Consider the following 22,549-nt stretch of genomic DNA (forward strand, 5'->3'; position numbering starts at 1 on the left):
AGACAATGAAATGCAGGTATTGTAAGGCAGAAATACCAGAAGGGGAATTATATTGTAAAAAATGTGGGCGAGAGGTACAGATTGTACCAGATTACAATCCACTTGAAGAAATGCTAACGGCTCAGATCCAATTAGATGGCAATGAGCAGGAATCGGAGTTCGATCAATATATAAATCAAAAACGCAGAAATAATAACAGGACAGGACAATCTGCTGGCAGAAATACAGGTTCAACTGGACGTGGTGCAGGAAGAAATACAGGAAGAAGTGCATCACGAACAACAGCGGCTATGACTGGAAGAAGAATGACCGGGAATACTACGGGGCAGATGCTAACTGAAAAAGAAAGAAGAAAACGGCAGAGCGCAAAAGCAGCAAGAAAGAAAGCTTTGCGCAGAAAAAGACGGATCGTCCTGCTTATTATGGCTGCAATCGTAGTATTGGCAGGTGCCGGATTCTATGTTGTATATCAGAATTCCTATAACGGGATTATGAAAAAAGCACAAAAAGCCGCGCAGTCAAAAGATTATACCACTGCAGAAGCTTATTATAAACAGGCAATTTCCAAAAATACTAAAAAAGCAGATGCTTACACAGGTCTTGCAGATGTCTATCTGTTACAGGATAAGGCCGATGAAGGTACAACATTATTTGAAGAAGCAGTTAGCAAGCAATCTGGTAATGTTGAACTTTATAAAGCTTGTATGGATTTTTATTTGAAATCAGATCAGAACATGAAAATTCCAGAACTTTTGGATTCTGTCAGTGACTCCATGTTGGAGAAATTAAGCGATTATGTTGTAGATGAACCAAAGTTCAGTCTGGAGGATTCTACGACTTATGATGATGTCCAAAAATTACTTTTGACTGCAGATAAAGATATAATCTACTATACAACGGATGGTACAGATCCTGATCTGACAAGTACGAAGTACACTAGTGAAGGCATACAGATCAGCGAGGGTGAGACAACCATAAAAGCAATTGCTGTCAACAAAAAAGGGGTGCCGAGTGCAATCGGTAAGAAGACTTATACGGTAGAATTCCCTGTAGAAGATGCACCGGCGGTCTCCCCGTCAACAGGCCAGTACGATGAAGCAGTTCAGATTGAAGTAAAAGTACCGGAGGGATATACTGCATATTACACGACAGACGGTACAGACCCGACAACAGCATCTACAAAATATACCGGGCCAATCGACATGCCAAAGGGAGAAACTCTTTTTAAAGTCGTACTTGTCAATGGAAAGGGACGTATGAGTGGTATTACCACTAGAAATTATATGTATGATAACCAATAATTGTAATCTTATTATGTAAAAAAAGAAAAAATTACCAGAAAAATATTGCGTTAAATTATTATCAATGCTATAATGCAACTGTGATAATTTTTTAACGCAATTATTTTATGGAGGAGAAAAATCATGGCAAGATTTACATTACCAAGAGACATTTATCATGGAGAAGGCGCTTTAGAAGAGCTGAAGAACTTAAAAGGTAAAAAGGCAATCGTTGTTGTCGGTGGCGGCGCAATGAAACGCCAGGGATTCCTTGCAAAAGTTGAAGGCTACTTGAAAGAAGCTGGAATGAAAGTTGCTCTTTTCGAAGGTGTAGAACCAGACCCGTCTGTTGAAACTGTAATGAAAGGTGCAAAGGTTATGCAGGAATTCGAGCCTGACTGGATCGTAGCTATGGGTGGTGGATCACCGATTGATGCAGCAAAAGCTATGTGGGCTTTCTATGAATATCCGGAAATAACATTTGAAGATCTGATTACACCATTCAGTTTCCCGGAATTAAGACAGAAAGCAAAATTTGCAGCAATCCCTTCAACCTCCGGAACTGCAACTGAAGTAACAGCATTTTCTGTTATCACAGATTATGCAAAAGGAATCAAGTACCCACTGGCAGATTTTAACATCACACCGGATGTGGCAATTGTTGACCCGGCTCTTGTAGCTGAACTTCCTGTAAATCAGGTTGCTTACACAGGTATGGACGCCTTGACACATGCGATTGAGGCATATGTATCTACATTGAACTGTCCATATACAGATCCGCTTGCACTCAAAGCAATCGAGATGGTATTTGATTATCTTCCGGCATCCTACAGATGCAATATGGAAGCAAGAGCAAAAATGCACGATGCACAGTGCCTGGCTGGAATGGCATTCTCTAATGCATTACTTGGAATCGTACATTCTATGGCTCATAAAACAGGAGCTGCATTCTCTACAGGACATATTACACATGGACTTGCAAATGCAATGTATCTTCCATATGTAATCAAATATAATGCAAAAGATCCTGTAGCAGCTAAGAGATATGCTGAAATTGCAAGGTTTGTAGGACTTGGTGGAGCATCTGAAAAAGCACTCATCAACAGTCTTTGTGAGAAGATCAATGAATTCAATGTTATCTTAAATATTCCGGCTACATTAAAGGATTTCGGGATCAAAGAAGATGAATTTAAAGAAAAAATTGCTACAATCTCTGAAAATGCTGTGGGTGATGCCTGTACAGGTTCTAATCCAAGAACAATTGATCCAGCTACAATGGAAAGACTGTTTACATGCATTTATTATGGAACAGAAGTTGATTTTTAATTAACGATAATGTTAAAAAAATAATTTTAATAAAATAATGATGAAACGGCAGGTATTGTAATAATATTTGCCGTTTTTGGTGCGTTTTTCTGAATTTATTTTAGAAATTAAATTCACAGCAAGTTACTTGATATTTTCATAACAATGTTGTATCATTAAATAGATGATTATTATTATTCCCGGTATTTCAATGGGGGTTAAAATTAGGAGGAAGCAAGATGTATAAGATATTAAAAGCTGAAAAATTAGCTGACAAGATTTATCTTATGGATGTTGAGGCACCACGTGTTGCAAGACACTGCCAGCCTGGACAGTTCGTTATCGTTAAGATGGACGATAAGGGAGAACGTATCCCACTTACAATCTGTGACTATGACAGAGAAGCAGGTACTATTACAATCGTATTCCAGGAAGTCGGAGTATCTACTGTAAAGATGGCTGACTTAAAGGCCGGGGATTCATTCCGTGATTTCACTGGACCTCTTGGTTGTGCTTCAGAGCTCGTTGGAGAAGACATAGAAGACTTGAAAAAGAAAAAAATCTTATTCGTAGCAGGTGGAGTTGGAGCTGCTCCTGTATATCCACAGGTAAAATGGTTACATGAACACGGCGTAGCAGCAGATGTTATTGTCGGAGCAAAGACAAAAGATATGCTGATCCTTGAAGATGCTATGGAAGCTGTATCTGGTAACTATTACCCATGTACAGATGATGGTTCCTACGGACATGCCGGAATGGTTACAACAATGGTCGAAGAACTTGTAAATAATGGAAACAAATATGATGTATGTATTGCAATCGGTCCAATGATTATGATGAAATTTGTCTGTCTCCTTACAAAGAAACTGGAGATCCCGACAGTTGTCAGCATGAACCCGATCATGGTTGATGGTACAGGAATGTGCGGTGCCTGCCGTCTGATCGTTGGAGACGAAGTGAAATTCGCATGCGTAGACGGACCAGAGTTTGACGGACATCTCGTTGATTTTGATAACGCTATGAAGAGACAGCAGCTTTACAAGACAGAAGAAGGTCGTGCAATGCTGAAATTACAGGAAGGTGACACTCATCATGGTGGATGCGGAAACTGCGGAGGTGACAAATAATGGCAAATGTATTAGAGAGAGTTCCTGTAAGAGAACAGGATCCAAAAGTAAGAGCAACAAACTTCGAAGAAGTATGTTATGGATATAACAAAGAAGAAGCAATGGAAGAGGCACAGCGCTGTATCAACTGTAAGAATGCAAGATGTATCCAGGGCTGTCCTGTATCTATCAATATTCCAGGATTTATTAGTCATGTAAAAGAAGGTAATATTGAGGAAGCTTATAAAGTAATCGGAGAGTCCTCAGCACTTCCTGCTATCTGTGGCCGTGTATGTCCACAGGAGTCCCAGTGCGAGAGCAAATGTATCCGTGGAATCAAAGGTGACCCGATTTCGATCGGTAAACTTGAAAGATTCGTTGCTGATTACGCTCTTGAGCATGACATTAAACCTGCAAAACCTGAGAAGACAAATGGACATAAAGTTGCAGTTATCGGTTCTGGTCCGTCCGGACTTACATGCGCCGGAGACCTTGCAAAGCTTGGTTATGAAGTAACAGTATTTGAGGCACTTCACGAGCTTGGCGGAGTACTTGTATATGGTATTCCAGAGTTCCGTCTTCCAAAAGAGAAAGTCGTAAAGAAAGAAATCGAAAAAGTAAAAGAATTAGGTGTACATTTTGAGCCAAACGTAGTAATCGGTAAATCAACAACAATCGATCAGTTGATGGAAGAGGAAAACTTTGAAGCTGTATTCATCGGTTCCGGAGCAGGTCTTCCGATGTTCATGGGAATTCCGGGAGAGGCATCAAACGGAGTATTCTCTGCAAACGAGTATCTGACAAGAAGCAACCTGATGAAAGCTTTCGATGATTCTTATGATACACCGATTGCAGCAGGTAAGAAAGTTGCAGTTGTCGGTGGCGGTAACGTAGCAATGGATGCTGCCAGAACAGCACTTCGTCTTGGAGCAGAAGTACATATAATCTACCGTCGTGGCGAGGAAGAACTTCCAGCCAGAGTTGAAGAAGTACATCATGCAAAAGAAGAGGGCGTTATCTTTGATCTTCTTACAAATCCAAAAGAAATTCTTGCAGATGAGAATGACTGGGTAAAAGGAATGAAGGTTGTTAAGATGCAGCTTGGAGAGCCTGATTCATCAGGAAGACGACGTCCGGAAGAAATTCCAGGATCAGAGTACGAGATTGAACTTGATACAGTTATCATGTCTCTTGGAACATCTCCAAACCCATTGATTGCTTCTACAACAAAAGGTCTTGAGACAAACAAGAGAAAATGTATCGTTGCAGAAGAAGAAAATGGACAGACATCAAAAGCATGCGTATTCGCTGGCGGAGATGCTGTAACAGGAGCAGCAACAGTAATCCTTGCTATGGGTGCCGGAAAAGCCGGAGCAAAGGGAATTCATGAATTATTAAGCAACAAATAAATTATATCAGCCGGGAGATGACTCCCACCACTATAGGTGGTGAGAAACAAGCTGGTATCAGTGGTGGGAGTCAATCCCCCAGCTGATATAGCCTCCGGCAGGGCGCACATTGTCCGGTGGACAATGGTTTTGTGCCGACCGAAACGGAGTGTAGACTTGCAGAGGTGCGCAGTAGAAGTATGTCATGCAATTGCATGACGCGCACCTCGCAGCAAGAATGCCGAGGCATTCTTGAATGGGGACGTAGTAAAACTTTAAAATACTACGTCCCCATCATTGATGAAGGGTGTCCCTTTTTTCATAAAAGGGGTGCCCTTAATTTATGAAGTTGACTTTTTTATTGACACTTCTAAGTCTTTTGTATAAAATAATATCAGAATTAGTTTAGCCTAACCTCCGTAGATTAATTTAATACTGTTATTCTAGGATATCGAGATTCTGAATATAATACTAATAGATAATAAAAAGGAGTGTTTGATACATGACAATTTTCTGGGGACTAATGATACCGTTCATCGGAACAACTCTTGGGGCATTATGCGTATTATTTATAAAAAATGAATTAAAACCTGTGATTCAAAAGTCTTTACTTGGTTTTGCAGCGGGAGTTATGGTTGCGGCCTCTGTATGGTCACTTTTAATTCCAGCTATGGAAATGTCTGATTATCTTGGACAACTGGCATTTTTACCGGCTGCTGTTGGCTTTCTTGTCGGCATTGTGTTTCTTCTTGCATTGGACCGCCTCATTCCACATCTGCATCTTGGGAGTGAAGAATCAGAAGGTCCTAAAGCTTCATTAAAGAAATCGACGATGCTGATCTTGGCAGTTACAATTCACAATATTCCGGAAGGAATATCTGGTGGCGCAGTATTTGCAGGACTTCTTATGAATAATTCAAAAGTGACACTTGCCGGAGCATTTGCACTGTCTATCGGCATAGCAATTCAAAATATACCAGAGGGCTTTATTGTTTCACTGCCTGTCAGAAGTGAAAAAGGGCGGATAAAAGCTTTTTTATATGGTATGTTTTCTGGGATTGTGGAACCAATTGGCGGTGGAATAACAATTCTGCTTGCATCTAAAATTACACCATTATTACCGTATCTTCTTGCATTTGCAGCGGGAGCTATGATATATGTAGTAGTAGAAGAATTAATTCCAGAATCTGCCGAAGGCACTCACAGTAACATCGGGACCATTGGTTTTGCACTTGGCTTTGTACTGATGATGATGCTTGATGTGGCATTTGGTTAAATAAAGGAGTTTATATGAAAATTACACTAATTACCGTCGGAAAAATAAAAGAAAAATACTTAAAAGATGCAATTGCGGAATATTCAAAAAGATTAAGCCGCTATTGCAAACTGAAAATTATAGAAGTTGCAGATGAAAAAACACCAGATAACGCCAGTGAAATTGTAGAAGCCGGAATCAGAGATAAGGAAGGCGAACGAATTTTAAAATACGTAAAAGATGATGCTTATGTAATCACACTGGAGATTAACGGTAAGATGTTGACCTCAGAAGAGCTTTCTGAAAAAATTGATACACTAGGTGTACAGGGCACAAGTCATATTATTTTCATAATTGGTGGTTCTATAGGACTTGGGAATGCAGTTCTGAAACGTTCTGATTATGCACTTAGCTTTTCGAAAATGACTTTTCCACATCAATTGATGCGTGTAATTTTGCTAGAACAGATTTATCGCAGTTACAGAATTATAAACGGAGAACCATATCACAAATAAGAAATACGAATCTTTCGAAGAAGTTGAAGTATAAAAAATACTGATTTCTACGGAAGATTCGTATTTTAAGGTTTATAGCCTAAAAATCGGTATTAACTGAAAGCCCCATTTTTTATTCATCCCATCCTTCGTAAAATCGAATATTAACAGAAATATTACGAATGAACTCGCCATCTTTTAATTCGATATCTTCTTCGTCGGAAACATATGGAATGAAAGGATCTTCTTCTGTAAGTTCCAGACTCAGCCAATTTCTGGCTGCCTCATTGGAATCATCAATTGCATCATCTAAAGTGTCGCCTTCGCCGTAACAACATTCCAGATCCGGGAAATAGCTTTTGTATCTTCCTTCTTCAGTTTTTCGAAATACTGCCGGATATATAAATTTCATATCTAATGTCCTTTCTATATATTATTACAAGTCTTTTTCCATTATAGCATGATTTGTGCTATGATAAAAGAAATGATCATAATTTTTTAGATAACAGGAGGATATCATCATGACTAAAACCGGAGAACGTGAAATTGCCAAAAAGGAAAATGTAAATGGTGGAGCAGGTTATGTACTTATGGAAGCTCTTTTGAATGAAGAAGAACGAGCAGAGCACTGCCGAATCTTTTCACAGGTAACGATTCATCCAGGGTGTGAATTAGGATATCATGAACATCATGGAGAGACAGAAACTTATTATGTGCTTTCTGGTAGTGCAACATATATCGATAATGATAAAGAATATGAAATCAAAGCAGGAGATGTAACATTTTGTAAAGATGGGGATGGTCATGGAATTAAAAATCATGGAACAGAACCAATTATATTCATCGCCCTTGTGTTAAAAAAATAGTCATTATATCAACTAAGCAGGAGACACCATGTTAGAAGAAACACTCGCACGAAAACTGATAGAACATGTGACAAAATATACAACTTATAATGTTAATATTATGAATGAAAAAGGAATTATAATTGCCAGTTGTGACCCCAAACGTGTTGGTTCTTTTCACGAAGCAGCATATCAGATTCTTCACACCTCTGAAAATATAATTACGGTTGAAAATGACTTGGATTATCAAGGTACTTTAAAGGGGATTAACATGGTCATTGAAATAGATGACAAACGTGAAGGAGTAGTAGGCGTAACTGGGAAGCCAGATGAAATTCGTCCAGTTGCCAATATCACGAAACTTGCAATTGAAACATTATTAAAGTATGAAACCCAGAAGTTACAATCTATCAGAAGACAAACAAAAAAAGAACGTTTTATAGAGATGATTACAGGTGAGCAAAATGCTGATCCGAATGGTCTTCGAAGACTTGCAGAAGAATTGAGTTACAAAGAAGAACTTATACGTATACCTATTCTTTGTTATCTTGAAGATCCTAAATATCAAAAAGTACTTTTAGAATCCATAAAGCAAGGAATTCTGCATAAAAGCGAAGACATCAGTTTTCCTTTGGAAGATCAATATATATTAATTTTTAAAACAATTGATTCAAAAAATAAACGTTTTTTTGCTGAATACAAATATATGCTGGCAGAATATTTGCAGCCAACCTTACAATGGATTAAGAAAAAAGAGATTTCCTGCAAATTTTACATAGGAACATTTCAAAATAATTTTCCTCAGTATTATTATGCTTATCGGCATTGCAAGTGGTTGGAAAATAATATCAAGACTGAGCATAATAGTATATATTTTTATGATTATATTTCTGAATATATTCAGGCAATTGTTCCGATTAATGAAATGAATCAGATATTCAATGTTTTTGGGAACTTTTTGCCGATCGATATACAAAAACACTGTCTGGAACTTGTTGATACGTTGATAGATACAAACTTCAATACAGCTAAAGCTTCCGAAGAGCTTTTTATGCACAAAAATACATTTGCATATCAATATAATAAACTTCGAGATATGCTAGATGTTAATCCTCAAAATTCAGCAAAAGATAAATGGTTTTTAATATTCTTATATATATATCTATCACGAAGATAAGTATTCGATATATGTAATCGTATGAACTTGAGTCTTTATGTAATGTCAAATCAAGAACAAATGTTTTGTGATATGGTAACAATTTTTATGCTTTGATTTGTGGTAAGAGCTTTTGTTGTTCGAATCTTTTTTTGTTAAACTCTTTCTTAAGAAACATGATAGGAAATATCAAATAGAAAAGGGGGATTTATATGACAGGTTTACCACTTATCATCGCATTTATTATTGCGATAGTTCTTATGATTTTGGCAATTTCAAAATTCAAGATTCATCCATTTCTTGCAATTATGGCTATTTCATTAATACTTGGTCTGGTTGCGGGAATTCCGCTTACAAATGTAACCGAAGCAGATGGAACTGTAAAAACGCTGGGTCTTGCGAATGTAATTGGACAAGGTTTTTCAGGAACATTTACAAGCATTGGTATTGTAATTATTCTTGGAGCATTGATTGGAACAATTCTCGAAAAAACTGGTGCAGCATTGAAGCTTGCAGACATGGTAATACACCTTGTCGGTAAGAGCCATCCGGAATTAGCTATGGAATTAATGGGCTGGGTAGTATCAATTCCGGTATTCTGTGATTCTGGATTTGTTATTTTGAATCCAATTCGTAAAGCACTTGTTAACCGAACAGGTGCATCTTCCGTAGCAATGTCAATTGGGCTTTCATCTGGACTTTATATTGCACACGTATTTATTCCACCTACACCCGGACCAATTGCAGCTGCATCAACGATGGGAGTAGGAAATAATCTTTTACTTGTAATGGGAATGGGTGCTCTTTGTTCTGTTTTTCCATTAATAGCAGGTTATTTCTTTGCAAAACATATTGGAACAAAAGTAACAGCAAATGATGAAGCCAACCAAAATGAAGTTCATAAAACTTATGAAGAACTTGTTGCTGAGTATGGAAAACTTCCAAATGGTTTCAATGCACTTGCACCAATTATAGTTCCGATTATTCTGATGGCAATTGGTTCTATTGCAAGTATGGCAGGTCTTACTGGTACAATAAACAGCATTCTGCAGTTCCTTGGAACACCGATTATTGCTCTTGCTGTTGGAACTATTTTTGGCATCATTCAGTTGTCAGGAGCCGGAAAAATGAATGAGTTCTACGAACTGACAAATGAGACATTAAAAACTGTAGGACCTATTCTTTTTGTTACAGCGGCTGGTGGAGTACTTGGTAAAGTCATTTCCTCTACAGATATGATTAATTATATTACACAAAATGCTACGTTACTTGAAAAGATTGGAATTTTCTTCCCATTCTTATTAGCAGCTATTTTGAAAACTGCACAGGGTTCATCTACTGTTGCAATTACAACAACTGCAGGAATCGTGGCACCACTTCTTCCGGTTCTTGGTCTTGGAAGTCCGGTTCGAACAGTTCTTGCTGTAATGGCAATTGGTGCTGGTGCAATGACTGTATCCCATGCGAATGATTCTTATTTTTGGGTAGTTACCAATTTTGGTGCAATGACACCTGAAAAAGGATATAAAACTCAGACAGTGGCTACATTGATTCTTGGAATCAGTTCTATGGTAGAAATTTTTATTTTATCATTATTTTTATAAAAATGCGGTTAGAATTCGAAAGACATTTATAAAATTACAGGAGGAAGCTTATGAAATTTTTATTTGCTTCAGATTCATTTAAAGGAACATTATCCTCACAAAAAACTGCAGAACTTTTAACACAGTCAGCCCGGGAGACATTCCCGGACTGTCAGTGTGACAGTATTACGGTTGCTGACGGTGGTGAAGGTACGACAGACGCAGTACTTGCGGCTACGAATGGAAAAAAAATATCTGTGCAAGTTCATGGACCTCTCTGGGAAAATATTACAAGTAATTACGGTATGCTGGATGAAACTCGTGCAGTAATGGAAATGGCTGTAGCTTCCGGACTGCCTCTCGTTCCAGAAGAGAAAAGAGATCCACGCTATACTACCTCTTATGGAACTGGAGAAATGATCGCAGATGCTCTTAGAAGAGGATTCCGGGATATATCCATAGCCATCGGCGGCTCTGCTACAAACGATGGTGGAATCGGTTGTATACGCGCCCTTGGTGGAAAATTTTTGGATGAGAATAACCAGGAATTAAAGGGTTGCGGCGAGGATTTGATGAAAATTAGAAAAATAGATCTTTCTGGACTGAATCCATTGATAAAAGAATGTAAATTCACGGTAATGTGTGATGTCACAAATCCGCTTTGCGGAAAAGACGGAGCTACTTATACATTTGGAAGACAGAAAGGTGCACCCCCCGAGATTCAAAATGATCTGGAAGCTGGTATGTGTAATTACCGGGACATTATTAAAGAGCAATTTGGACTGGATATGGATCAAATTGCAGGTGCAGGTGCAGCTGGTGGTCTCGGGACTGCTCTTATGGTATTTTTAAACGGAACATTGAAATCTGGAATAGAAACTGTACTTGATCTTGTAGATTTCGATGAACATCTGAAAGATGTAGATATCGTGGTAACTGGAGAAGGCGCTACAGACTGGCAGTCTGTATTTGGTAAAGTCATGCAGGGTGTTGGTGTTCATTGCAAAGATCACCATATACCAGCTGTTGCAATCGTCGGAAGCATGGGAAAAGGTGCGGAAGATATCTATGCGTATGGAATCGAATCTATCATCACTACTGTAAATGGTATTATGCCCCTTTCGGATGCATTGGAACATGCAGAAGATTTGTATCTAGGGGCTGCCAGAAGGCTATTTAAGCTTTTGAAAGCCGGGATGCAGATTTCAAAAGCTTAATTATTAATGTTGAATAAATTCAATCATTTTACGAACGGCGGTACTCTTGGCGGCACTGCCGTTTGTAACTAAATAGATTCTTCTAAGTGGCAGCTTTTCTTCCAACGGTATCTGGTAGACATCGCCTTTTGCAAGAGCAAGTTCTGCCATCTTTTTTGGATAAAACCCAATGCCAAGATTATGTACGATGAGCGGCAACATCTGATCGGTAGTTGCAGTTTCCATATCTGGTGCAAAAGAAAGTCCATGTTCTAAAAAGAAACTATTGTATAATTCTCTGGTTCCACTATTTTCATCCAGACTGACAAATGGAAGAGAAGCAATATCTTTCAGTTTTTGCGTCTGTTCTGCCAATTTTTTATATTTTTTTCCACCAATTAATATTTCACGATAAGAAGCTAATGGGATTTTTTCAAGTGGACCTTTAATATCAAGTGGTGTTGTCACAGCAGCAAAATCCACAATATCACTTCTTAATGCCTGAATTGCCTGTGGCGTCGAATGATTCGAAATACGAAGTCTGACATGCGGATATTGTTCATGAAATTTTTCAAGTCTTGAAAGTAGTACCAGTCTCAGCGCGTTTTCGCTGGCACCGATGGATACTAATCCATTCTCCAGTTCACCATTCTGACGGATTTCTTCTTCGCCAATCTGTAACTGTTCATATGCAATTGCTACATGCTCATATAATTTCTTTCCCTCTGGTGTTAACGAAATACCACGGTTAGACCGTAGGAAAAGAGTGCATTTTAATTCTTGCTCCAGGATATTCATGCAGCGTGTAATATTGGGCTGATTGTTGCCAAGCATTTTTGCTGCTTTTGTAAAGCTCTTATAACGTGCTACAAAATAAAATATGCGGTAATAATCGTAAGTAATCATATCTAGTCCTCTCATTCCAAATTGATATATCCATGATACTAAATATATCTTTTACATTTTGTCGTAAGACAACTATAATATATAGCAGATAAAAAATCAATAAGAAAAGAGATGAATAACAATGGCAACCATATTTCCAAGAGAAGAAAAAGCAGAATACTTATTTGACAAAATTCTGGAAAATTCGCAGGCATGCGAACGGTTGATGGAAACATTTTATGAATCAGTAGAATCTGACGGCGAATATTCAGGAGAAGTATTGCCGCCGGAGAAATTTGCAAAAGCTTTATTTGACGCTTATAAGAATAAAGATCTGACCGCTTTCCTTCTGGCAATCTGTCAGCACAGCATGTTCGATCTTCTTAGAAATGCATACCTTGTTCCGTTTCGTTTTAATGCTGACGGACATACCAATCCTTATATTTTAACGGATGGATCCGGCAATCTGTTAAATGATTGCAAGAAAGCTGTACCTGACAAAATGTATCATAAATTCCAAAAAGTCTACGCACAAAATGATGATGTGAAAATGTATCTGGCAGAAGGATATCGAAAAAGGCATTGTTATGATGAAGTGACTATGGAAGTAAAAGATTATCGAATGGGAGAGCAGTTAGGTGTTTTGCTTGTATATGAACTGCCAGATACTATCAAAATGAAAGAGACTGAAGCTCAGTCTTATGTCGCCGTTATGGATCTGGTTATGCAATTGCAGGAAGAATTGCCAAAATCCATTGTTTATTATGGACAAGAACGTCTTGAAGAAAAAGGCGAGCATTTTGATGAACTTGGAATTTTTCTTCCATTTACACATTTTTCAGAACGACTGGAAAAACATATTGAGACAGCGAAGAAGATTGTTTATCAATATAAAGAATAATTTGTCATATAATCTATAAGAAAGAGGAACTATTCACTTGAAAATGAACGGTTCCTCTTTTAGTTCAGTTGAGAAGACTCCCAATTATATAAGTGACAAGTGAACTTATATAATTGAGAGTCGAATCTTTGAATTTACGTGCAATAACGAAATGTTTTATCTGTCAAAATCCTTGCAAAAATCAATCCAAGCGGCAATGCAAGTATGATCATAAATGCGGCAGCGAACCACTCTGCTGATGTATGCAGAGACATGATTCCCAGATTATAAATAGCACGGTACAAATAAAGGCCAGGTACCATAATTACTATAGAAGGTACCGTTACGGATATTCTTGGAAATCCCGCAACATTTTTAATCATAGAAGCAAGAATTCCTGCGACAAGCGCGCCGATAAATGCAGCAGCAGCTGGGGGCATATTTGCAAGGTCCACCATTTCCAGACGAAGAGTATTGGCAACTGCTCCGATACATCCGGCTGTAGCTGCCAGTTTTCTTGGACTGTTAAACATAACAGAGAATCCGAAAACTCCACAAAAGCTTGCTGCCAGTCGGAAGAGAATTTGTACCGGGACTTGCAAATTTAATGTTAGAAAATCCACCGGCTGCAATTTTAAGATAAGTGCCATAATCCAGGCAGTCATTGTTGCAACAGTGATAATAATGATTGCATAAGTTAATCGTTCCAGACCTGATCTCATATCCAATTTTGCAAGGTCAATACCGCTGGTAATGAATGGAAATCCTGGAATGATAAATAACATAGAACAAATATATCCTGCTTCATGTTGTTCTGACACCCCAAGTATCAGTTTCATCACTTCAAATAATCCTGCATAGACCAGACAGGCTGATGTTACGGAAACGAAGATACATAAAAATAGTGTAAAATGATGCTTCCCCAGTTTGCATCGGACAAAATTCCCGATACCGGCACCTGCAAATGCACAAAACATTTCTACCGGTCCGCCTCCAAGTAAAAAGGTAAATGCGCCACAGGCAAGTGCGGCTGCAAAACCAAGTGCGGTCGGAGAGTAGAGACCATGTATTTTTTCAATCTGATCCAAATGAGAATGTAATTCCTCACCAGTCATGTATACACCTTCGGATGAAAATTTATTAATAAACTGTTCCAGACGATTCAGTTTTGATGTGTTTACTCCTGTATTTGTAAGACATAAGGACTGCGAGTAACATTCCTCTCCATCGAAACAGGTGTATTCAATGGACATTAATCCGATGTCTGCAGTACAAGTCAACCCTAACTGTTCTGCGAGTGTATTCATAGATTGTCTGACACGCCATGCTCCGGTTCCACATGACAGAAGCATAAGACCTGTCCGTCCGATCACAGAAGATTTTTCAATAATTCCAGCACTTGTAATCGGGATATCATCAATTGCTTCTGCATAATCATGCCATAAAATTTCCATGTGATTTTTGTGGATCACTTGCATATAAATCACTTCTTTCTTCATTGAACTGACCATATCGTCAGTTTAGTATAAATATTTTCTTCAGCCATATAAATTATGTATGTTTGATATTTTAATTATACATATATAGAATATTATGTTCAGCTTTAGTATAGTCTTTATTTCTTGTTTGTCAATAATTACTTACTGTCTTGTCACATGTAAAAACATGTGTTATAATTGTCTGCAATGAAATTTCAGATCATATGGGAGGAAAAACATATGACAATTGTAGAAGAAATACAAAAACTAAAACAAGAAAAAAATGCAGTGATCCTGGCTCATTATTATGTCAGACCTGAAGTTCAGGATATTGCAGATTACATAGGAGATTCTTTCTATCTAAGCCGTGTTGCAACAGAGCTTTCTGAGAGTACGATTGTATTTTGCGGCGTTTCTTTTATGGGCGAGAGCGCAAAGATCTTAAATCCGGACAAAACTGTTCTGATGCCGGATCCGGCTGCTGACTGCCCGATGGCACATATGGCAGATGTAGAATCTATTAAAAAAGTCCGCGAAGAGTATGAAGATGTAGCAGTGGTCTGCTATATTAATTCTACAGCAGCTTTAAAAGAATATTCCGATGTATGTGTGACGTCAGCAAATGCTGTCAAGATAGTAAAAGCGTTACCGAATAAGAATATCTACTTTATTCCGGACCGGAATCTGGCTCATTTTGTAGCAGATCAAGTTCCGGAGAAACATTTTATCTATAATGAAGGATTCTGTCCGACACATGAGCGTATGGAAGCTGATGAAGTCCGCGAAGCAAAAGAAGAACACCCGGATGCACTGGTGTTATCTCACCCGGAATGTAATACAGAAGTATTAAAATTATCCGATTATATAGGAAGTACTTCAGGAATTATTAAATATGCAACGGAAAGTCCATGTAATGAATTTATCATCTGTACAGAAGAGGGTGTACACTATAAACTCGTTCAGAATAATCCGGATAAACATTTTTACTATCCGAAGACTGTTCCAGTATGTCCGAACATGAAAAAGAATACTTTGGAAAAAGTGCTTCATGTATTGAAGACCGGCAAGAACGAAGTTCATGTCAGTGACAGCCTTCGTGAAAATTCAAAAAAACCTCTGGAACGTATGTTAGAGCTTGGAAAGTAGGCATTTGAATATGAATCAAACAGATAATATGAAAAATGTAAGTAAAAGTAAGGAAAATAATTTGCAAGCCGATGTGGTCATTGTCGGCACAGGCGTAGGCGGCTGCTTTTCAGCCCTGAATCTGTCCGAAGATTTATCCATTATTATGATTACAAAATCAGATCTTGAAAGCAGCGATTCATTTCTCGCACAAGGAGGAATCTGTGTGTTACATGATGACGATGATTATGACAGTTATTTCGAAGACACAATGCGGGCTGGTCATTATGAAAACAGGAAAGAGTCTGTAGATATTATGATCCGCGGTTCACAGGATGTAATTCATGATCTGATCGGGTATGGTGTGGATTTTGCAAAGGAAGATGGTAAACTTCTGTACACAAGAGAAGGCGCCCATTCCAGACCTCGAATTCTGTTTCATGAAGATATTACTGGTAAAGAAATCACAAGTAAGCTTCTTGCACAGATAAAGACACGTAAAAATATCCAGATTATGGAATATACGACGATGACTGACATCCTCATTTCCAAAGGGGCATGTGCCGGGATTGAGGCTGAAACATCTGATCATAAAAAGATTTATATCCGCGCTGATCAGACTATTTTTGCAAGCGGCGGTATCGGAGGTCGTTATAAGCATTCTACAAACTTTCCACATTTAACTGGAGATGCCATTGATATTGCAAAAAAGCATGGCATCAGACTGGAACATTTAGATTATGTACAGGTCCATCCAACAACACTTTATTCTAAAAAACCGGGACGCAGATTTTTGATTTCCGAATCTGTGCGTGGTGAAGGCGCTCTTCTGTATGATAAAAACGGAAATCGATTTATAGATGAACTGCTCCCAAGAGATGTTGTCACAAAAGCCATTCAGGAACAGATGAAGAAGGATGGGACAGATCATGTGTGGCTGTCATTAGAAAAGATTCCAAAGGAAATAATCCTAAGTCATTTTCCGAATATCTACCTGCATTGCCTGGAAGAAGGTTATGATGCGACAAAAGAGTGGATTCCAGTCGTGCCGGCTCAGCATTACTTTATGGGGGGAATCTGGGTTGACTCCGATAGTCATACATCTATGCCAAATTTATATGCAGTAGGAGAGACAAGTTGCAACGGTGTTCATGGAAAGAACCGACTTGCAAGCAATTCTCTTTTGGAGAGTCTTGTATTTGCTAAAAGAGCTGCCAGGAAAATCATGTCTGAAAAACAGATGAATAAGGTAACCGCATAAAACAGTAATAAAATGCTATAAAAAAGGAGATTTTCAGAGAGTCATGAATACAATTACGATGAAACTACAGGCTGACCATCTCATCGAAGAAGCCTTAAGAGAAGATATATCAAGCGAAGATGTCACCACAAATTCAGTCATGAAAGAAGCTGTTCAAGGAGAAGTTAACCTGATCTGCAAACAAGATGGAATCATAGCCGGTCTGGATGTGTTCCAGCGTGTTTTTGAACTTTTAGACGAAAAAATAAAGGTACAATTTTATAAAAAAGATGGTGATGAAGTAAAAGTGGGAGAGCTTCTTGCTGTAGTGACCGGAGATATTCGAGTTCTGTTGTCTGGAGAAAGGGTAGCTTTAAATTATCTGCAACGCATGAGTGGAATTGCCACATACACGAATACTGTTGCAAAATTGCTTGCCGGAACTAAAACGAAACTTTTGGATACAAGAAAAACAACTCCGAATATGCGTATTTTCGAAAAATATGCAGTTCGCGTCGGAGGCGGATATAATCACCGCTATAATCTATCTGATGGCGTCCTTTTGAAGGATAATCATATTGGTGCAGCCGGAAGCGTCACAAAAGCAATACAGATGGCAAAGGATTATGCACCGTTTGTTCGGAAAATCGAGGTGGAAGTAGAAAATCTTGACATGGTAAAGGAAGCGGTAGAAGCAGGTGCAGACATCATTATGTTAGACAACATGTCTTATGACGAGATGAAAGAAGCTTTATTAATCATTGATGGACATGCCGAGACAGAATGTTCCGGAAATGTTACAAAGGAAAATATTGAAAAACTGACCGGACTTGGTGTGGATTATATTTCCAGTGGAGCACTGACCCATTCTGCACCGATTCTTGATATTTCCTTAAAAGGACTTCATGTACTTTAATAAAGAAGTCTGTTTATCTGCACAAATCAGAAATTATTACACAAGCCATAAATATTTTTAATAAGTGTAAATGAAAAATACGCGCTAATTGAGAAATGTTTTCAATTAGTGCGTATTTTCTTGACGTCCTTTTTAAGTATATGCTATATTGTCTAATGGTTAGAGAATACTAACTTTTTTGAAAATGATTAAAGAAGAATGGAATATGAACTATATGAAACGAATTAAAGAAATTATTTTATTTACCATTGTCTGTTTTATGATAACTTCATGCAATTCAAAAACTTCTGATACAATAGTGGATCAATCTGTCACAGACAAGAACGCCTCTTCAGAGGCGCAGGCTTCAAGTACTGATGAACCACAAAGCAGAGATGTCTTTGCGATGGATACTTATATGACACTGACTGCATATGGTGACAATGCCGAAAATGCGCTTGATAAAGCCGAAGCAGAGATTGAACGTCTAGATAATTTGTTGTCTACAGGTGATGGAAATAGTGAAATCTATGCGCTGAATCAGAACGGTACAGGAACGATTTCAGAAGATACAGAAATACTGTTAGATGAATCAGAAAAATTGTATACAGATACTGACGGCGTGTTTGACATTACAATTTATCCAGTTATGGATGCATGGGGATTTACAACGCAGAATTACAGAATCCCGTCTGATGAAGAGTTAAAAGGGCTTCTTGAAAATGTGAATGCTTCTAAAATTCAATATGACAAAGCTTCAAAGAAAGTCGCTTTGCCAGCCGGTGTGAAGATTGATTTTGGTGGGATTGCAAAAGGATATACATCCTCAAGAATTATGGGTATCTACAAAAAATGTGGCGTTACAAGCGGCATGGTAAGCCTTGGAGGAAATGTGCAGTTGCTGGGAGCGAAGCCTGACGGCTCATTCTGGCGTGTTGCAGTACAGAGCCCGGATGATACCAATGACTATCTGGGGGTTCTTGAGGCGGAAGATAAGGCTGTTATCACTTCTGGCGGATACGAGAGGTATTTTGAAGAAAATGGAAAGATTTATCATCACATTATTGATCCTGCAACGGGTTATCCGGCTGAAAATGGATTGAAGTCTGTGACGATTGTAAGTGATGACGGAACCCTTGCAGATGGATTATCAACATCATTATTCATAATGGGAAAAGACAAAGCCTGTGATTTCTGGAAAGAACACAGCGATAAATTCGATATGATTCTTATGACAGATGACAACGAGTTATACGTGTCAGAGGGAATTGCAGATGTATTCAGTTCTGATCTGACTACGAATATTGTCAAAAAATTATCTGAAAAGTAAAGGGAATGATTATGGAAAAAGAAAAAATCATGAAGAAAATAAAAGAATATGCTCCGGCTGCTTCTATTGTACTGGTAGCTGCCTGTGTTGGAACTACACTTGGAAACTACTCACCTCCGACTTATGAAGTTCAGGCGAAGGAAACAGTAAATGAAGAACAGGCTGGTCAGACAAATGATGAAGCTGAGACAGTAAAAGGCTCTTTTAATCTACCGGACGGCGTATACAAAGGAACCGGAACCGGTTACGCAGGAGAGATTACAGTCGCAGTTCAGATTCAGAATAAAGAAATCGTGTCCATTGACATATTGAGTTTCTCTGATGATGCAGCATTTTTTAACCGGGCGAAAGCTGTGATTGACCGGATTATTGAAAAGCAATCTCTGGATGTGGATGTTGTTTCGGGCGCCACATATAGCTCGAATGGAATTATAGGTGCTGTAAAAAATGCGCTGACCGGAGAAGAAGACAGCGGTGAAACCGGGCAATCTCAATCCGGCAATCAGGCAGCAGAAGGAAGTTCGAAAACAGTAGAAGCAGTAACGGATGCGGCCGCATATAAGGACGGAGCTTATTACGGAACTGGAACCGGATTTGGTGGAACACTGAAAGTAAAAGTGACCATTTCCGGTGGAAAGATTAATGCAATTGAAATCGTAGAAACAAAAGACGGCAGTGAGTACATAAAAAAAGCTGCCGTGCTTCTGGATAAGATCATAGCCGGGCAGACAACCAATGTTGACACAGTATCTGGCGCGACCTACAGCTCATCCGGATTGATTCAAGCAGTGAGAGATGCGCTAAAGCAGGCTGCAATCGACCTGGCAGATACATCATCAAACTTAGATACCGACAGCACGACGGATAACAATACCGAAGGAATCACAGGTACGATTCCGTATAACGAAGGGATTTATTATGGATCTGCCGAAGGCTACAATGGCGATGTGAAGGTTGCAGTTGTAATACAGAATCACACTATAAAGGCGATTCTTGTAACGGAGAAAAATGATGATGCAGATTTCTTTAACCGTGCAATGACAGTTGTTAAAAATATTATGAAGCAGCAGAGCACAGATGTAGACATTGTATCTGGTGCAACTTACAGTTCCAACGGCTTGATCGGTGCCGTGAAAAATGCCCTGAAAGAGGCAGAAAAAGTCACAAACGGTGAAACCGCAGATACAAAACCGGATACTACTGCATTAGAAAAAGCACTGGAGGAAGCAGAAGCACTTCAGGAAGAGCAATATACAGAAAGTACATGGGCTGTCCTTACGGTTCGTATCCAGGATGCTAAAGCAGTGCTGGAATCTGAGCCGGATCAGACAACAGTTGATCAGGCATTTCAAAATCTGAAACAGGCTATACGTCTTCTGGAGAAGAAAGATGGGAAAGAAGACGAAGGCATTGTTTATAACAATGGTATTTACGAAGGACGATCTCTTTGTGTGCCGGATGATGATGCGGATTTTGAACCATATAATCTTACACTAAAGATTACTGTACGAAACGATAAAATTGTCGCAATCACAGATATTCAAGGTGATGGTGCCAGTGATAATCAGTCTTATATTCAGAAAGCTGCTTATGGTAAAAGCGGAACGACCGGTGTAGTAGACCAGATTTTGAATTCTGGTGTTGCGGACAACATTGACGTAGTATCTCGCGCGACCTGTTCTTCGAATGCAATTATGGAAGCTTGCAAAAATGCGTTGGAAGGGGCAAAAAAATAATGAAAAATTTTATTATACGAGCTAGTTCACTTGCAGTGATTGTACTGATGCTATTCGGCTACAATGAAGTGTTAAATGTCCGTGCAAAGGATGAACAGATTGCAAAGCTTCAGGCATCACTGGATGAAGACACAGCGAATACTGGACAGTCACAGAATTCTTATACAGATGGTACTTATGAAGGAGAAGGAGCCGGATTTGGTGGATCAATCGATGTAAAAGTAACTATTGAAGATGGTCAGTTGAAAAATATAGAAATTATCAGTGCTGAAAATGAAGACGGAACCTATCTGGAAACTGCAAAAGGTGTCATCTCAAAAATTCTGGATGCCCAGACACCGGAAGTTGACGTAATGAGTGGTGCAACATTCAGCTCAACAGGAATCAAGGATGCAGTCGCAGATGCATTACAAAAGGCAGGAAATTAATGTGAATATATTAGAAAAATATCTGACAGATAGATTTACAATAAAACAAGTAAAAAAAATACATATATGGTTACGGACAGGAATACAACTTTTCTTCTTTTTATTGTTTCCTTCTGCATATACTGCGGCCTTTGCAGGAATTAAGTATATTTTTACCCAGATTGGTGCGGGGGAAATGGTTTCAGTATCATCCTTTGTTACAGTTCTGATCGTCCTCTGTGGTTATACGATTATTTTCGGAAGATTCTTCTGTGGCTTTGCCTGTGCATTTGGCACATTGGGAGATGCAGTACACACAGGGTATGTCTGGTGCTGCAAAAAGCTTAAGAAAAAACCGGTTGTTCTCAGCCAGATGATAAGTACTCGCTTATCTGTATGCAAATATTTGATATTACTCATGATTGTGTTGATGTGCTATGCCGGAATTTATTCCAAAGCACAGGGAACAAGCCCGTGGGATGTATTTTCCATGATCCATGCAGGTAATCTGAAACTCGCAAACTATATACCGGGACTGATTATTTTATTACTGATCTTAGTTGGCATGTGTGTACAAGAACGCTTTTTTTGCAGATTTTTATGCCCAATGGGAGCAATCTTTTCCCTGCTTCCGGTACTGCCGATTTTTTCACTTAGAAGAGACCGCAGTTCTTGCATTCCAAAATGCAGTGGATGTACACGGAAATGTCCTTCAGATATACAGCTCCCGGATAATGGCTCCTGGGAAATCAGCGCTGATTGTTTTCAATGTCAGAAATGTATGGATGTCTGCCCGAAAAGTAATGTACATTGTGCTGTAAATGACCACTTCAGAAAGATAACTCTACGCGGAAACGAAATTATATTTACTGTACTCAAGGCATTATTGTTACTCGGCATATTTATCTTGCTTGGAATCTAGAGAATTATTTGATGATTTATTCTGACACTATGAAGAATCCATC

Annotated in this window: 21 protein-coding genes; 18 read left to right on the forward strand and 3 right to left on the reverse strand. The window is 38.7% G+C overall.

Annotation, left to right across the window (positions count from 1 at the left end; all coding sequences use genetic code 11):
• Window positions 1–5 precede the first annotated feature (5 nt).
• The 6 genes from G593_RS0101150 (at window position 6) to rlmH (ending at window position 6,849) form a co-directional block, all read left to right on the forward strand.
• A complete protein-coding gene (locus G593_RS0101150) occupies window positions 6–1,301 on the forward strand; it encodes a chitobiase/beta-hexosaminidase C-terminal domain-containing protein (RefSeq protein ID WP_029730462.1) in 1,296 nt (431 codons plus the stop codon).
• 123 nt (window positions 1,302–1,424) lie between these two features.
• Window positions 1,425–2,606 (forward strand): iron-containing alcohol dehydrogenase, encoded by a 1,182-nt coding sequence (locus tag G593_RS0101155; RefSeq protein ID WP_029730463.1) that lies wholly within the window; start codon window positions 1,425–1,427, stop codon window positions 2,604–2,606.
• 218 nt (window positions 2,607–2,824) lie between these two features.
• A complete protein-coding gene (locus tag G593_RS0101160) occupies window positions 2,825–3,712 on the forward strand; it encodes a sulfide/dihydroorotate dehydrogenase-like FAD/NAD-binding protein (RefSeq protein WP_005336477.1) in 888 nt (295 codons plus the stop codon).
• Window positions 3,712–5,100, forward strand: coding sequence for an NADPH-dependent glutamate synthase (gltA, locus tag G593_RS0101165; protein ID WP_022278972.1), 1,389 nt, complete (start codon window positions 3,712–3,714; stop codon window positions 5,098–5,100). Before G593_RS0101160 ends, gltA begins: the two co-directional genes overlap by 1 nt.
• Before the next feature lie 481 nt (window positions 5,101–5,581).
• A complete protein-coding gene (locus tag G593_RS0101170) occupies window positions 5,582–6,355 on the forward strand; it encodes a ZIP family metal transporter (RefSeq protein ID WP_022278919.1) in 774 nt (257 codons plus the stop codon).
• A gap of 14 nt (window positions 6,356–6,369) precedes the next feature.
• Window positions 6,370–6,849, forward strand: a complete 480-nt coding sequence (gene rlmH, locus G593_RS0101175; RefSeq protein ID WP_029730464.1) for a 23S rRNA (pseudouridine(1915)-N(3))-methyltransferase RlmH — start codon at window positions 6,370–6,372, stop codon at window positions 6,847–6,849.
• 112 nt (window positions 6,850–6,961) lie between these two features.
• On the opposite strand, the gene G593_RS0101180 is transcribed toward rlmH, so the two are convergent.
• Window positions 6,962–7,240, reverse strand: a complete 279-nt coding sequence (locus tag G593_RS0101180; RefSeq protein WP_022278918.1) for a type II toxin-antitoxin system HicB family antitoxin — start codon at window positions 7,238–7,240, stop codon at window positions 6,962–6,964.
• Window positions 7,241–7,349: 109 nt separating this feature from the next.
• Between G593_RS0101180 and G593_RS0101185 the strand changes: the two genes are divergently transcribed.
• From G593_RS0101185 to G593_RS0101200, 4 genes are all read left to right on the forward strand, one after another.
• Window positions 7,350–7,694: a cupin domain-containing protein gene (locus G593_RS0101185; RefSeq protein WP_022278917.1), complete on the forward strand. Its 345-nt coding sequence runs from the start codon at window positions 7,350–7,352 to the stop codon at window positions 7,692–7,694.
• Between the two features lie 28 nt (window positions 7,695–7,722).
• Window positions 7,723–8,850 carry a CdaR family transcriptional regulator gene (locus tag G593_RS0101190; RefSeq protein ID WP_022278916.1) on the forward strand — a complete coding sequence of 376 codons (1,128 nt, stop codon included), beginning with the start codon at window positions 7,723–7,725 and terminating at the stop codon, window positions 8,848–8,850.
• A gap of 191 nt (window positions 8,851–9,041) precedes the next feature.
• Window positions 9,042–10,433, forward strand: a complete 1,392-nt coding sequence (locus G593_RS0101195; RefSeq protein ID WP_005336469.1) for a GntP family permease — start codon at window positions 9,042–9,044, stop codon at window positions 10,431–10,433.
• Between the two features lie 50 nt (window positions 10,434–10,483).
• Window positions 10,484–11,629 carry a glycerate kinase family protein gene (locus G593_RS0101200; RefSeq protein WP_022278914.1) on the forward strand — a complete coding sequence of 382 codons (1,146 nt, stop codon included), beginning with the start codon at window positions 10,484–10,486 and terminating at the stop codon, window positions 11,627–11,629.
• Window positions 11,630–11,632: 3 nt separating this feature from the next.
• Here the strand turns inward: G593_RS0101200 and G593_RS0101205 are convergent, their stop codons facing one another.
• Entirely contained in the window at window positions 11,633–12,514 is an 882-nt protein-coding gene (locus G593_RS0101205; RefSeq protein WP_029730465.1) for a LysR family transcriptional regulator, read from the reverse strand.
• A 121-nt stretch (window positions 12,515–12,635) separates the two neighbouring features.
• Between G593_RS0101205 and G593_RS0101210 the strand changes: the two genes are divergently transcribed.
• Window positions 12,636–13,394, forward strand: coding sequence for a DUF4866 domain-containing protein (locus G593_RS0101210; protein ID WP_029730466.1), 759 nt, complete (start codon window positions 12,636–12,638; stop codon window positions 13,392–13,394).
• Window positions 13,395–13,528: 134 nt separating this feature from the next.
• Here the strand turns inward: G593_RS0101210 and G593_RS0101215 are convergent, their stop codons facing one another.
• Entirely contained in the window at window positions 13,529–14,884 is a 1,356-nt protein-coding gene (locus G593_RS0101215) for a threonine/serine ThrE exporter family protein (RefSeq protein ID WP_005336456.1), read from the reverse strand.
• 207 nt (window positions 14,885–15,091) lie between these two features.
• Here G593_RS0101215 and nadA point away from each other — a divergent pair, with 207 nt between their 5' ends.
• From nadA to G593_RS0101250, 7 genes are all read left to right on the forward strand, one after another.
• On the forward strand, window positions 15,092–15,997 hold the full coding sequence (nadA, locus tag G593_RS0101220; protein WP_029730468.1) for a quinolinate synthase NadA: 906 nt from the start codon (window positions 15,092–15,094) through the stop codon (window positions 15,995–15,997).
• 10 nt (window positions 15,998–16,007) lie between these two features.
• The gene (locus tag G593_RS0101225; RefSeq protein ID WP_029730469.1) at window positions 16,008–17,237 is read left to right on the forward strand and encodes an L-aspartate oxidase; all 1,230 of its coding nucleotides are present in this window, start codon (window positions 16,008–16,010) and stop codon (window positions 17,235–17,237) included.
• Window positions 17,238–17,280: 43 nt separating this feature from the next.
• Window positions 17,281–18,132, forward strand: a complete 852-nt coding sequence (nadC, locus tag G593_RS0101230) for a carboxylating nicotinate-nucleotide diphosphorylase (protein ID WP_029730470.1) — start codon at window positions 17,281–17,283, stop codon at window positions 18,130–18,132.
• A 214-nt stretch (window positions 18,133–18,346) separates the two neighbouring features.
• Window positions 18,347–19,441 (forward strand): FAD:protein FMN transferase, encoded by a 1,095-nt coding sequence (locus tag G593_RS0101235; RefSeq protein WP_029730471.1) that lies wholly within the window; start codon window positions 18,347–18,349, stop codon window positions 19,439–19,441.
• Between the two features lie 11 nt (window positions 19,442–19,452).
• Entirely contained in the window at window positions 19,453–21,177 is a 1,725-nt protein-coding gene (locus tag G593_RS0101240) for an FMN-binding protein (RefSeq protein ID WP_029730472.1), read from the forward strand.
• Window positions 21,177–21,605 (forward strand): FMN-binding protein, encoded by a 429-nt coding sequence (locus G593_RS0101245; RefSeq protein WP_005336444.1) that lies wholly within the window; start codon window positions 21,177–21,179, stop codon window positions 21,603–21,605. Before G593_RS0101240 ends, G593_RS0101245 begins: the two co-directional genes overlap by 1 nt.
• A gap of 1 nt (window position 21,606) precedes the next feature.
• Window positions 21,607–22,506: a 4Fe-4S binding protein gene (locus G593_RS0101250; RefSeq protein WP_242827011.1), complete on the forward strand. Its 900-nt coding sequence runs from the start codon at window positions 21,607–21,609 to the stop codon at window positions 22,504–22,506.
• The last annotated feature ends 43 nt before the right edge of the window (window positions 22,507–22,549 follow it).

Origin of the sequence: Dorea sp. AGR2135, assembly GCF_000420885.1 — a bacterium.
GTDB classification, from domain to species: domain Bacteria; phylum Bacillota; class Clostridia; order Lachnospirales; family Lachnospiraceae; genus Dorea; species Dorea formicigenerans.

What these genes read in the sequence shown, in the direction of transcription:
- G593_RS0101150 (WP_029730462.1), top strand. Translation starts at nt 6, where the DNA reads ATGAAATGCAGGTATTGTAAGGCAGAAATACCAGAAGGGGAATTATAT.
- G593_RS0101155 (WP_029730463.1), top strand. Translation starts at nt 1,425, where the DNA reads ATGGCAAGATTTACATTACCAAGAGACATTTATCATGGAGAAGGCGCT.
- G593_RS0101160 (WP_005336477.1), top strand. Translation starts at nt 2,825, where the DNA reads ATGTATAAGATATTAAAAGCTGAAAAATTAGCTGACAAGATTTATCTT.
- gltA (WP_022278972.1), top strand. Translation starts at nt 3,712, where the DNA reads ATGGCAAATGTATTAGAGAGAGTTCCTGTAAGAGAACAGGATCCAAAA.
- G593_RS0101170 (WP_022278919.1), top strand. Translation starts at nt 5,582, where the DNA reads ATGACAATTTTCTGGGGACTAATGATACCGTTCATCGGAACAACTCTT.
- rlmH (WP_029730464.1), top strand. Translation starts at nt 6,370, where the DNA reads ATGAAAATTACACTAATTACCGTCGGAAAAATAAAAGAAAAATACTTA.
- G593_RS0101180 (WP_022278918.1), bottom strand. Translation starts at nt 7,240, where the DNA reads ATGAAATTTATATATCCGGCAGTATTTCGAAAAACTGAAGAAGGAAGA.
- G593_RS0101185 (WP_022278917.1), top strand. Translation starts at nt 7,350, where the DNA reads ATGACTAAAACCGGAGAACGTGAAATTGCCAAAAAGGAAAATGTAAAT.
- G593_RS0101190 (WP_022278916.1), top strand. Translation starts at nt 7,723, where the DNA reads ATGTTAGAAGAAACACTCGCACGAAAACTGATAGAACATGTGACAAAA.
- G593_RS0101195 (WP_005336469.1), top strand. Translation starts at nt 9,042, where the DNA reads ATGACAGGTTTACCACTTATCATCGCATTTATTATTGCGATAGTTCTT.
- G593_RS0101200 (WP_022278914.1), top strand. Translation starts at nt 10,484, where the DNA reads ATGAAATTTTTATTTGCTTCAGATTCATTTAAAGGAACATTATCCTCA.
- G593_RS0101205 (WP_029730465.1), bottom strand. Translation starts at nt 12,514, where the DNA reads ATGATTACTTACGATTATTACCGCATATTTTATTTTGTAGCACGTTAT.
- G593_RS0101210 (WP_029730466.1), top strand. Translation starts at nt 12,636, where the DNA reads ATGGCAACCATATTTCCAAGAGAAGAAAAAGCAGAATACTTATTTGAC.
- G593_RS0101215 (WP_005336456.1), bottom strand. Translation starts at nt 14,884, where the DNA reads ATGGTCAGTTCAATGAAGAAAGAAGTGATTTATATGCAAGTGATCCAC.
- nadA (WP_029730468.1), top strand. Translation starts at nt 15,092, where the DNA reads ATGACAATTGTAGAAGAAATACAAAAACTAAAACAAGAAAAAAATGCA.
- G593_RS0101225 (WP_029730469.1), top strand. Translation starts at nt 16,008, where the DNA reads ATGAATCAAACAGATAATATGAAAAATGTAAGTAAAAGTAAGGAAAAT.
- nadC (WP_029730470.1), top strand. Translation starts at nt 17,281, where the DNA reads ATGAATACAATTACGATGAAACTACAGGCTGACCATCTCATCGAAGAA.
- G593_RS0101235 (WP_029730471.1), top strand. Translation starts at nt 18,347, where the DNA reads ATGAAACGAATTAAAGAAATTATTTTATTTACCATTGTCTGTTTTATG.
- G593_RS0101240 (WP_029730472.1), top strand. Translation starts at nt 19,453, where the DNA reads ATGGAAAAAGAAAAAATCATGAAGAAAATAAAAGAATATGCTCCGGCT.
- G593_RS0101245 (WP_005336444.1), top strand. Translation starts at nt 21,177, where the DNA reads ATGAAAAATTTTATTATACGAGCTAGTTCACTTGCAGTGATTGTACTG.